8 protein-coding genes and 1 pseudogene are annotated in these 11,828 nt (G+C 58.1%); 4 read left to right on the plus strand and 5 right to left on the minus strand.

The annotated features are described in order from the left end of the window. Positions 1-73: 73 nt before the first annotated feature. Positions 74-1,234, minus strand: a pseudogene (locus AC0QHF_RS09050) (DUF3536 domain-containing protein); the annotation flags it as partial. A gap of 553 nt (positions 1,235-1,787) precedes the next feature. Here AC0QHF_RS09050 and cax point away from each other — a divergent pair. Together cax and AC0QHF_RS09060 are read left to right on the plus strand one after the other, a co-directional pair. After that, positions 1,788-2,900, plus strand: coding sequence for a calcium/proton exchanger (cax, locus tag AC0QHF_RS09055; protein ID WP_324703878.1), 1,113 nt, complete (start codon positions 1,788-1,790; stop codon positions 2,898-2,900). Between the two features lie 211 nt (positions 2,901-3,111). Then, positions 3,112-5,157: a serine/threonine-protein kinase gene (locus tag AC0QHF_RS09060; protein ID WP_324703879.1), complete on the plus strand. Its 2,046-nt coding sequence runs from the start codon at positions 3,112-3,114 to the stop codon at positions 5,155-5,157. 68 nt (positions 5,158-5,225) lie between these two features. On the opposite strand, the gene AC0QHF_RS09065 is transcribed toward AC0QHF_RS09060, so the two are convergent. The 4 genes from AC0QHF_RS09065 to AC0QHF_RS09080 all read right to left on the minus strand — a co-directional run bounded on the left by AC0QHF_RS09065 (position 5,226) and on the right by AC0QHF_RS09080 (position 10,644). Then, positions 5,226-7,079, minus strand: coding sequence for an iron uptake porin (locus AC0QHF_RS09065; protein WP_324703884.1), 1,854 nt, complete (start codon positions 7,077-7,079; stop codon positions 5,226-5,228). Between the two features lie 179 nt (positions 7,080-7,258). After that, entirely contained in the window at positions 7,259-9,502 is a 2,244-nt protein-coding gene (locus AC0QHF_RS09070; RefSeq protein WP_324703880.1) for a PhoX family protein, read from the minus strand. A gap of 149 nt (positions 9,503-9,651) precedes the next feature. Beyond that, complete coding sequence (locus AC0QHF_RS09075) at positions 9,652-10,392, minus strand: response regulator transcription factor (RefSeq protein ID WP_324703881.1); 741 nt, start codon at positions 10,390-10,392, stop codon at positions 9,652-9,654. An 87-nt stretch (positions 10,393-10,479) separates the two neighbouring features. Then, positions 10,480-10,644, minus strand: a complete 165-nt coding sequence (locus tag AC0QHF_RS09080) for a hypothetical protein (protein ID WP_324703882.1) — start codon at positions 10,642-10,644, stop codon at positions 10,480-10,482. 283 nt (positions 10,645-10,927) lie between these two features. On the opposite strand from AC0QHF_RS09080, the gene AC0QHF_RS09085 reads away from it, so the two are divergent. Together AC0QHF_RS09085 and AC0QHF_RS09090 are read left to right on the plus strand one after the other, a co-directional pair. After that, the gene (locus tag AC0QHF_RS09085; protein WP_324703883.1) at positions 10,928-11,668 is read left to right on the plus strand and encodes a creatininase family protein; all 741 of its coding nucleotides are present in this window, start codon (positions 10,928-10,930) and stop codon (positions 11,666-11,668) included. 10 nt (positions 11,669-11,678) lie between these two features. After that, the coding region (locus AC0QHF_RS09090; RefSeq protein WP_324703885.1) for a zinc ribbon domain-containing protein at positions 11,679-11,828 on the plus strand (150 nt) is incomplete at its 3' end.

The raw sequence follows: 11,828 nt of genomic DNA on the forward strand, positions 1-11,828 counted from the left end.
GCGACTGAAGTCGCCGTTCGCTTTTCATCCGTGCTTTAAAAAGACACGGCTTTCAAGCTCTCGTCCTTTTCTCGTAACCGTCCCTCGCCGCCCAGGGATCGTTGAAAAACTGCCGCCCCCGATCTTCGTACAAATCCGCCAATTGATCCCGCAGCCAATTCAGGGCATCCCGCAGGGGGCGCCGCCATTTTTGATGCCAGATGCCCCCACCTCCACAGCCGCACTCATCCTGCCAGCGGTCCACACCGTGGAAGCAACTCCAGGCGGTGACGGGTTTGAGTTCCACTTCCCAGGCGGGGGGGCAGATGCTCAAATAGTGGGCGAAGTTCGTCACCGTCCAACCCCGCTGCGGGCATTCTTCCACGAAGGTATAGGCGATGCACTTTTCGGTGCCATTTTTGTGGTGTCCGAAGGTTTCCCCGTCGGTGGCGACGGAGATCAGTTGGGAGGGGCGGTGGTCGCCATGCACGGCTAACCCCAGGCGTCCGGCCAGGTTCCCGGAACTGTTGAGGACTTCGTTGAAGCCCATGTCGCGGGAGATGGGGCCGTCGTAGAAGAAAATATCGATAAATCGGCTTTCGTCCCGGTTGCCATCACTATCTTTGAGATAGCAGCGGTAGGGGCGGGTGGGGTCGATTTGACCGCCCCCCACTTCGATCCAGTCGGGATCGGGGGAATCTTCTGAAGGCAGGACTCGGCACCGCTGGGCCTGGGAGGGGGCGAGGATGGTGAAGCGGATGCCTTCGGCAACTAAGGCTTCTAGGGTGGGGTAATCGACGGCGGTTTCGGCCAGCCAGATGCCCTCGGGATCGCGCCGGAATCGGGATCGGAAGTCTTCGATCCCCCAGCGAATTTGGGTGATTTTGTCCCGTTCGTTGGCGAGGGGGAGGATGATGTGGTTGTAGACTTGGGCGATCGCATTTCCGTGGCCGTCGAGGCGTCGGGCGCTGTTGCGATCGGCTTCCAGGATTTTTTGGTAAACTTCCATGTCGTACCGCTCCAACCAGCTCATTAGGGTCGGTCCGATGTTGAAGCTGAGGTATTCGTAGTTATTGACGATCCCCACCACTTCGCCGCGATCGTTGAGGATGCGGGCGAAGGCGTTGGGGCGGTAACATTCGTGGTGGATGCGTTCGTTCCAGTTGTGGAAGGGATCGGCCGAGGGTTGGCGCTCGATCGCGTCCAGGTCGGGGTTTTCCCGGGGCGGCTGGTAGAAGTGGCCGTGGATCGTAATATAAACCCCCGTCGCCACTTTTTGGGGGTGGCGATCGGCCCCGGTGTCGGGGAGTGACGGGGCGATCGCGGCTTCGGTTCCGAGGCTGACTCGGATCTCAGTTGAGGAAACCATGTAATTCCTTCCTTTCCATAAGTTGTGACGGGCAACCCCCACGGAACGGGACGCGGATCGTCTCGTTCCTCGTCGAGGGCTATTCGGATGGGCAAAATACTTGAAGTCTGAATTCGGAGCTGTCGCAGCCGCTCATTACACCTCTCCAACGGCGGGAAACCGTGCGACCTCCGCCAGACGGGCGAACAACACTGAAGATAACGGTTTTAAAAAATTATTCGGTCGGCGCTTTCTGTCACCCAATAGCATGGTATATTTTATCCGACTTTTGGGCAAGGAGGTGGTTAAGAAAGTTAATGTTCGGAGATAAATTGTTGCAAAAATTGGACGCAAAACTTAACATTGCCCGATCGCCCCGTTTGAGGTGAAATTCAATCCGCTACAATTCGGGTTGTATCTAGCACCTGCGATCAAAACCTCAAGTATTTTCTTCAACCTCATGATTAATGCCAAAACGATCCTTTCGTTACTGCTGATTTTCATCCCCATTTCCGTCGCCGCCACCTTTCAGGGCTGGGGATCGACGGTGATTTTCGTCACCTCCGCCCTCGCCATCATCCCCCTGGCCGGTTGGATGGGGACAGCCACCGAGGAAATCGCCGTCGTCCTCGGTCCCAATCTGGGGGGGTTGATGAACGCCACCTTCGGAAATGCGACGGAATTAATTATCGGGATCGTCGCTTTAAAGGCGGGATTGATCGATGTCGTCAAAGCCAGCATCACGGGATCAATTATCGGCAACCTGTTGCTGGTGATGGGTTTGGCGATGTTCCTCGGGGGGTTGCGCTTCAAAGAGCAAGAATTTCCGTCCGTGGTGGCCCGCCTGAACGCCTCGGCGATGAATTTAGCCGTGATCGCGATCCTGGTGCCGACGGCCGTCGATGTCACCTCCGCCGGCATCGAAGAAATCACCATGCAGCGCCTCTCGGCCGCCGTGGCGATCGTATTGATCGGGGTGTACATCCTGACGCTATTGTTTTCGATGAAAACCCACACCTACCTTTACGAAGTGGGACTCGCCGAAAATGAACCGGAAGGCGCCGCGGAGGGGGAAGAACAGAGCGAGCCCCACGAGGTCAATTTGTGGCTGTGGGTGGGGGTGCTGCTGGTCGCTACGATAACGGTTGCAGTGGAGTCCGAGTTGCTGGTGGACAGCCTGGAGGAGGCCACCGAAAGCCTCGGCCTGACGGCCCTATTTACCGGGGTGATCCTGGTCCCCATCATCGGCAACGCCGCCGAACACGCCACGGCCGTCACCGTCGCCATGAAGAATAAAATGGATCTGTCGGTGTCCGTCGCCGTCGGTTCGAGCCTGCAAATCGCCCTGTTCGTGGCGCCGGTCCTGGTGCTGGCGGGGTGGCTGCTGGGCCAGCCGATGGATTTGGACTTCAACCCCTTTGAACTGATCGCCGTCGCCGTCGCCGTCCTGATCGCCAACTCGGTCAGTTCCGACGGCCGTTCCGACTGGCTGGAGGGGGCGCTGCTGCTGGCGGCCTACGCGGTGTTGGGACTGGCCTTTTTCTTCCATCCCGTCGTCGAAGGCTTGGCGTGAGAGGGCAATAGGGAGTAGGGAATGGGGAGTAGGGAATGGGGAATTTTAGATTCTTCTCATCTTTGCCCCTGTGTCCCTCCGCTTGACCGTTGCTTGACCGTTGTCGCCTCCGCCCCTCCGTGCGGCTCAAAAACCGACTTTTGAGACAGAGTGTAGCCCCCTGAGCTATAGTGGAGTTAAACTGGCAACCTCGACCTGGGTTCTGGCTTCTGTGAGTTATTGCCTCAATCCCAATTGCCCCAAACCGGACGACGAGTCAAATGCAAAACGACGCATTTGCTGTCAATGTGGCTCGGATCTCTTGCTGCAGGGGCGTTATCGTGTCTTAAAAAAAATGGGGGGCGGGGGATTCGGTCAAACCTTCGAGATCCTCGACAAAAAAGACAACACCCGAAAAGTCTTAAAAGTTCTCCTCAAAGAGCATCCGAAAGCGATCGCTTTATTCAAGCAAGAAGCGAAGGTTTTGAGTCAGCTCAACCATCCCGGCATTCCCCGGGTCGATGCGGACGGTTACTTCACGTTCATGCCCAAAGAGGGCGAGCCGCTGCACTGTTTGGTGATGGAAAAAATCGAGGGGTTGAACCTTCAGGAATGGATGAAAGAGCGCAAGAAGGAACCCATCGATCCGGAGCAAGCCCTGGAATGGTTGCGACAACTGGCCGACATCCTCGATCGCGTCCACAGTTTGCAGTATTTCCACCGGGATATCAAGCCCCAAAATATCATGCGAAAGCCCGACGGGCAGCTCGTACTGATCGATTTTGGGACAGCCCGGGAAGTCACGGAAACCATCATGGGATTCGCCGGCGACCTGTCGGACCCGGAGAACGAAAAAAAACACGCCACCGGCATCGTTTCCCCGGGCTACACGCCCCCCGAACAAACCAACGGCAAAGCCGTCCCCCAGTCGGACTTTTTCGCCCTCGGCCGCACGTTCGTCTATTTGCTGACGGGGAAACCCCCCACCGCCTACCCGGAAAATCCCCGCACCGGGAAGCTGCTGTGGCGCAAGGGAGCGCCCAACCTGTCCAAGCAGCTCGCCGACGTGATGGATTACCTGATGGCCCCCTTTCCGGGCAACCGGCCCCAAAACCCCCAGGTGATCCTGCAATGTCTGGCGGAAGTGGAACTGCACCGTCCGGAACCGGAAGAAGAGGAATCCGACAAAGACGAGCCGAAAGATCCGAAAAAAAAGAAGCCCAAACCCAAAGATGGGGAGAAACGTCCGTTCAACTTTCGGATACCCCTCAAGGCGATGGGCATCATGAGCGCGGTGCTGGCGACTTCGACTCTGATTTACACCCAGGTTGACGGCTATCTCCGCTACGGGTTCATCCCCACCAATCCCGCCCTGGTGTTGAAGGGATTGCCGAATAGCCTGTGGTTGCAGGGGTATGAGCGGGCGCTCGGCCAAGTTTACGCCCTCACCATCGCCCCGGACGGTCAAACCCTGGTGGCGGGAACCTTCGGCACCATCCGCCGCTGGAATCTGAACTCGGGGCAGTTCATCGACCCCCCCATCGCCGCCCATTCCAGTTGGGTCAAGTCCCTGGCGATCGCCCCCGACGGAGAAATTGTCGCCAGCGGCAGCAATGACAAGACGATCCGCCTCTGGAACCTCCAACAGGGCATCCGCCAGCGCACCATCGAGGGCCATACGGGCAGCGTCAACGCTTTGGAGTTCAGCCCCGACGGTCAAATCCTGGCCAGCGGCAGCGACGACCGGACGATCCGCCTCTGGGATGCCAGTGGCGTGCGAATCCGGACGATCCCAGCCCACGATGCCCCCATCAACGCCCTAGCCTTCAGCCCGGACGGCCGGGTGATCGCCAGCGGCAGCACCGACGGGACGATCAAGCTGTGGAACATCGGCGACGGCATCCGGCGACTGACGATCGGCGGGCACTCGGGGGGCGTGAACGCGATCGCCTACACCCCCGACGGCCAAACCATCGCCAGCGCCAGCGACGATGGCAGCGTGCGACTGTGGAACGCCGCCACGGGCGACCCGGTGCGGGTGTTGCGGGGACACGAGGGCGGCGTGAAGGCCCTCGCCATCACCCCCGATGGTCAGACCCTGATCGGGGGGGGCGATCGCATCATCCTCTGGGATCTGGAGACGGGCCAGAAGTTGGCCACCCTGTGGGGCCATTCCCGGCCGGTCACCGCCCTGGCCGTCAGCCCGGACGGGAAAACCCTCGCCAGCGGCAGCGAGGATAAAACCATCAAAATTTGGGCACTGCAACTCGAACCCTAGGCGATCGAAAAAGGGAGGAAAAAGCGCCCAGCTTTCCCCTCCCCGTCGAATTAAATTCCGAGCGAATTTTAGAAGCGGAACGTCGTCCGCAGGGTTCCGACAACGATGGTATCGTTGATGTCGCTGTGGTCAGGGTTGGTCACCACATAGAAGCCCGGAGTGATCGAGATATAGTCGTTGAACGCATACCGGTAGAAGGCCTCGATGTGCAAAGAGGTATCCCCATCTTCCAGGCGCTCGGTGCTGTGGGAGGTCACTTTCGGGGGCATACCGAAGACGATCCCGCCCAGGTCGCCTTCGCTGAAGGCATCCGGGAACCCGAGAGTCAAAGCCCAGTTGAGGATGGTGGCATCGTCATCGCCGTTGTTTTTCTGATTCGCCCAGGTGGCACCGAACCAGCCGCCCAGTTCCACCTTCTCGACGACCCGCCAGTTGAATTGGAAGCCCAGGTTGTCGCTGGTGGTGGAGTTGTCTCCGAAGGGGCGATCGGCGATCCAGCTACCCGTTCCCCCCGAAATATTGACATCTCCGTTAGTAAAGTATTTGCGGGCGTATTCCAACCCAAATGCCAGCTCGTCGGTCGGCTCGAAGACGAACTGAGCCGAGCCGGTATTGCCCCCGTTAAACAGACCATTGCCCTCGGTGGCATCCGCCGCGTTGCCGGCCACATAACCCAGGTTCAGCTTGAACTGACCGTCACCGCCAAAGGCAAATTTCGCGGCCGCGCCCGTCCCTTCCGGACCTCGGAAGATGGTGGGGTTGCGCTGTCCGAACCGGGAAATCGAAGCCCCCCCGGAGCTATTGAAGGGGGTGACGACATCCATCGTGTCATCCAGGTCGAGGCTGTTGGCGCCGATGTAGAACTGCGCCCTGCCGTTGAAAGCGGGGAAACGGTAGTACAAGTCATCGATTTCCACCCCGTCCGAGTTGCCGCCGATCGCCGTCCGCGCCATCAGGGTATTGTTGAGGTCGAAGTCGTTGAGGTTGGGGACGTCTACGGCTTGCAAACGAGTTCTCAGCAAGTCTTCCCCGGTGAAGCTGGTATCGAAGTTCAGACGCACCCGGTAGCCGAAGTAGGTCTGGGTGGGATCGTCGCTCTCCTCCCCAAAGGGTCCGCCGACGACGTTATAGTTGCTGCGTTCGCCGAAGCTGTCACCGGGCCAGAACACCACTTCCCCGCGCAGCTTGGTGGTAGTGGAGAACTGGTTAGCCTCCAATTCGGCCGTCCGGGCTTCCAGGGCGTACACCCGGCCGCGCAGGGTTGCCAATTCGGCCGCAAATTCTTCCTGAAGGCGCTGCAAGACCGCCAAATCTTCCCGAGTCACCAGGTTGGCGACGGAAGCCGCGATCAGTTCGTTAACCCGCTCCAAACAGGCGTTCAGACCGGCGGCGAACTCGTAGCGGGTCATAGCCCGGTTGCCCTTGTAGGTGCCGTCGGGATAACCGGCGATACAGCCGTAGCGCTCAACCAAGGATTGCAGGGCTTGGAAAGCCCAGTCCGTGGGCTGCACGTCGGACAACTGGGAAACGGAAGTCACAAAATCCATCGAGTCAGTGACTTCGCTGTACTCGTTGATCTGCTCGAGATCGGAAATGTTGACTTCGTTTTCCGCCTCGGGTTGCACTTGCGCCAGTTGCAGGGGTTCTGTGGCGGGTTCGAGTCCGAATTCCACCCCGTCCGGAGATTGCAGTTCGGGAGAGGTTGCCATCGGAGCTGGAGGCTCACCCTCTGGCGGGACTGCCGTGAAAATGTTGGAGTTGGCACCTTCGTTTGCATCGGAAGCCAGGGGAGCCACTTCAGAAGTGGGTTCTAGCTTGGCTGAAGGGCTTTCTGTGGCTAAGGCAGCGCTTGTGCTTAATAGAAGAGCAGTACCCAGAACGCCTGGACTCTGCTTCAGAGTATTCCATAGGATCTTGTTCATCATCTCAAATCTCACACCGACTTAAAAAGACCTAAGCAAGGGAGTCCCCAGCTCGACTGAACCAATAGTACCATATGTTAACAGTAGTTCGCGCCGAGTCAAGTGGGGGTGAGAACAGGGCTGAATCATCCAGTCTGTCCTCGTTTGGAAGGTGAGCAGTACACTCCTGGTGCGGGCAATTACACGATCGCCTGAACGTGTTTCCGACGGATCGCCACGACGGCCGGTTTGGGGGGATCGTCCGGGGTTCGACCGGGCCAGTTCGAGCCGACGGGAACCTCGCGAGTTTGAATAAACTCCTCACCCTCCGGGGTCGTCATGGCAAATTCCCGGATTTCTGAAGCCATATTTTGACGCATCCCATTATACTCTCCCGGATGCTGCGCGGCCAGAAATAGGGTCTGTCGGTCGGCGGTCAAAAACGGCCCGCACATCTCGCATTCCATCGGTCCGATCGCGAACAGGTAAGCGTTCCCCGCCGCCGGCCCGGTGGTGGGCAAAAACCACACCGAGTTGTTGCCGTAGATGCCCAATAAATCCGTGGGTTCCAACGGTTTTCCGGACGGATCGACCCGGCCGGCGGGAACCGGGCGATTGTGGGTCCCCGTACTCATGTCCGTCACCATCCACAGGTTGCCCAGACTGTCGAAGGCGAGGTTGTCGGGGTTGGCAAATCCCGAGCCCCCCTCAGCGACCTCGCCCCCCGTCGCAAACATTTCCCAGCGAAATCCCATCGCACCCGGATCATCATTCGATTCGATCAGGCGGACGATCCAACCCGCCTCGTAGGGCATGGCCTCCCCGGGTCCTTTAAAAATCCGCCCGTCCGGGCCTTCCCCATTGCCGCTCGGAGATCCGGAGGTGAAGGCAATATATAAGGAACCGTCCGGGGCGATATCCGTATCTTCGGGGCGGGCCGTGCAGGTGACTCCCGCCGCGCTGGCAGCCAGGTGGGCGTCAATCAGGATCGCCCCCTGCTGAGTTTCCCCCTCTCCGAGATACAGGTCTCCCAAGGTCTTATACTGACCTTTAAAAATGTCCACCTCCCGATCGCTCGTGGCGACGAAACTCCCCCCGTCCGGGCGCAGCGGCAGGGCAATGACGCCCCCCACGTGGACGCCGGCCGGGTCGGGATCGACGGGGGTATCGGCTTTGAGGGGAATCCAGCGGCCCGTGCCGTCGGGGTAGAATTTGGCACCGTAGAGCATCCCCGCTTCCAACAAACGGGAATTTTCGCGATCGCCCGGATCGGCCACCCGATCGCGACTGACAAACTTATATAAGTGCCCCCCCCGGCGATCGCACCCGGAATAGACGGCCAGCGGTTTCCCGGCGACCGCCCGAATCCCCACTGCCTCATGGCGGTAGCGTCCCAACCAAGTGTGTTTGGTGCCGTAATCTTCGGGGTCGGCTGGATTCACTTCCACCATCCATCCATATTTATTACCCGCCAGTCCCAAAACGTTGCCCAACCCCCCGTTGGGCCCGGAAAAGGGCGTTTCGGAGGGGGAAACGGACGTTCCATCCGGGTAAACCGCTTCGGGGACAAAACTTTGGAAATTCTCCTCCGCACTGAACACCGTCCCCCAAGGACTCGTCCCCCCCGCACAGTTGGCGAAGGTGCCGATGATGCGATCGCCCAGGCGATCGTCGTAACCCCGCCCCCCCTTGCGGAAGACGGCCGCAGCCGGCCCCGTGGATTTCAAATGGCGTCCGTCGATCCAACCGGAAATCCCCGTGATGCGGCGGTCGGTGGAGGAATAAGTCCGCACCCAGCGTCCGTCAGCCTCCCGGCGCACCGAAATCACCCCGATGCCCATGTCGGTCAGCCCCGCCTCAGAAATCTCCAAAATCGCCTTCCGCAGCGGGTCGTCGGCGGGCAAAGAAAAGGCATCGATCGCCCCGTTTTTCTGCGCTTTCAGGGCATCCCGGACGGCCTCCACCGGCAGCGATCGCCCGATGGTTCCTTCGTAAGCTTCCAACCAGGGGCGGGGGCTGATGTACTCAAAATTGACGGTCAAAAAACCCTCGTTTTTTCCCGTTTCAATAAAAGATAAATAATCGTTGTTATAACCGAAGCGGGAGTCCCCCACCGGGTCGCCCCAGGCGGCGATCGTGTCGTAAGTAAACCCCTCGGGAACTACCAAATCATCGACGACCTCATAACGGAGATAGGGCTCAATGGGTCGGGAAGCCGTTCGGGTCGAGACGGGCAATAACTGCGCCGTCGGTTCGACTCCCGGACTGTCCGTCGGCAGGGGCATCGGCCCTCGGACGGGTTGAAAACCGGGCGAAACCGGCGGGGTTTCGGAGGGGGGGGAACTGAGGAGGTTGCGATCGCCGGAGTCCCCGCAGGAGTTGAGGGCGATCGACCCCAAACCCGCACTCATAAACAGCAAAAATTCTCGACGTTTAAAGCTCATAAAAGGTTTGAAAAAAATCGGCAATAAGAGTCAATCAGGGAAGCAAATAATAACTCGTTTTTTACCAAAAATCAACCGAATCTCTAAGATGGTTAAGGATCTCCAGTGTCGGCTGTCGAGAAGTGAAAAATTTCGGAATCCCTATTCCCTTAGCCGAACCGATAGCCGAACCCGCGCACGGTGATGATATACTCCGGCTTGCTCGGGTCGATCTCCAATTTTTCCCGCAGCCAGCGGATGTGAACGTCAACGGTCTTGCTGTCGCCGATAAAATCCGGACCCCAAATCAAATCGAGAAGCTGTTCGCGGGACCAGACCCGGCGGGGGTAGCTCATGAACAACTCCAGCAGGCGAAATTGTTTCGGGGACAGTTTCACCTCTTCACCCCGGACGACCACCCGACATTCTTCTTGATAGAGGGTAATACTTTTGTACTGGAGCATCACGGGTCCTGGCACTTGTCCGAGTCGTTGGCGGCGCATCAAGGCGCGGCAGCGAGCGATAAACTCGCGGATACCGAAGGGTTTGGTCAGATAATCGTCGGCCCCGGCTTCCAGATAAAATGCACAGTTGTTGGCCGTCTCCCGGCTGCCGACGATCAAAATGGGGACGGAATTTCCGTGATGCCGTAACATACGACACAGATCGAGACCGTTGGTCGAGTCCATAATCAGTAGGTTGAATGGAAACTCCCCGGCTCCGGATGTGGGGTTCTGTACCGAAGGTAAAGCATCCCGGCTGTCCAGGGCGAGAATCACCTTGTAACCCTGTTCTTCCAGGGCGAGAGATAGCATATCCCGCCAGGGTTCTTCATTTTCAAGCAAAAGAATCTGTCCGGTGTGTCTGACCTCGGGACGGTAGGAATTTTTGCTCAAATCCGGAGAAAACATAAGTATTGATTCCTAATTGTGGATGGTGTGGGATTGCAGTCGCTTACCGGCTCAAATGCAAGGCATTGCGCTCTCATGCAGGGAAAATCAACCCAGCACCACCCATCCGACAAAGGTATGTTCTCCGTTATTGATTCGTTCCAATAGTTGCGATCGCACGGCGATCACCGGCTGATTGCCCGGATCGACTCGACGACCCGGGAGACCTTCACCTCGCCCGTCCTCTGGCTTGATGGCCAGGTTGTTAAACATTGGTTTCCACCCCCAATCTGCCCGCTATTGTTGAATTTTCGTGGATCATAGTGGAGCTGTTACCTATCCTATTTGAGATAGGTTAACGTTAGGTAAAGAAAAAGTAATCTTTTGGTTAAGTTCCGCATCTCGCGTTAACGTCCGATAACGAACCGTGTCGGGGCTCGCCGGGGAGAATTGAAACGATCGCCGATCCGCCCCTTGAATTCCCTGCCACTCCCCTGCGATCGATCTTAAGATAACATTCAGATTTTCTTTAACATTTTTAACCGAACATCAATAAATGTTGCTACATCTTTGCACCTGGCCCGAAGTCGAGTCCTACCTCGATCGCTCCACCGGAATCATCCTCCCCATCGGGTCCACCGAACAACACGGGCCGACGGGATTGATCGGCACGGACGCCATCTGCGCCGAAGCGATCGCCAAGGGGGTGGGAGAGGCGACCGGCGCTTTGGTGGGACCGACGATCAACGTGGGGATGGCCCTGCATCACACCGCCTTTCCCGGCAGCATCAGCTTGCGACCCAGCACTCTTATAAGGGTAATCAAAGATTATATCACATTTTTATCCAAAAGTGGATTCTCGACCTTCTTCTTCATCAACGGCCACGGGGGAAATATCGCCACCCTCAAAGCCGCCTTTTCCGAAACCTACGCGCATTTGGCCGATCTGAATTTACCGAATAGCGATCGCGTCCGCTGTCGGGTCGCCAACTGGTACCAGTGCGAATCCGTCTACCGACTCGCCAAACAACTCTACGGCGCCCGGGAAGGCTCCCACGCCACCCCCAGCGAAGTCGCCCTCACCCAATATATTTACCCCGACTCCATCAAAACCGCCCCCCTCGATGCCAACGTCGCCAAAGGCCATCCCATCTACGGTGCCGCCGACTTCCGCCGCCACTACCCCGACGGCCGCATGGGTTCCGACCCGTCTCTGGCCACCCCCGACCACGGCCGACAGTTGTACGAATTGGCCGTCAAAGATCTCAGCCGTTCCTATCTGGAATTTTTGAATTAGGGTGTGCTCGGTGCTCGGTGCTCGGTGGGGGGGCGGAGAAGGCAGGGGAAGCAGGGGGATTCACCGCTCTGGCAAAACTTTCGAGTGTGGGTATTGCGGATGGGAAGGCGACGCTGATTTTAATGGAGCCAACAATATCAAACGTCTTGGAGGCGTTGTA

The sequence above is a fragment of the Lyngbya sp. CCY1209 genome, assembly GCF_055795065.1.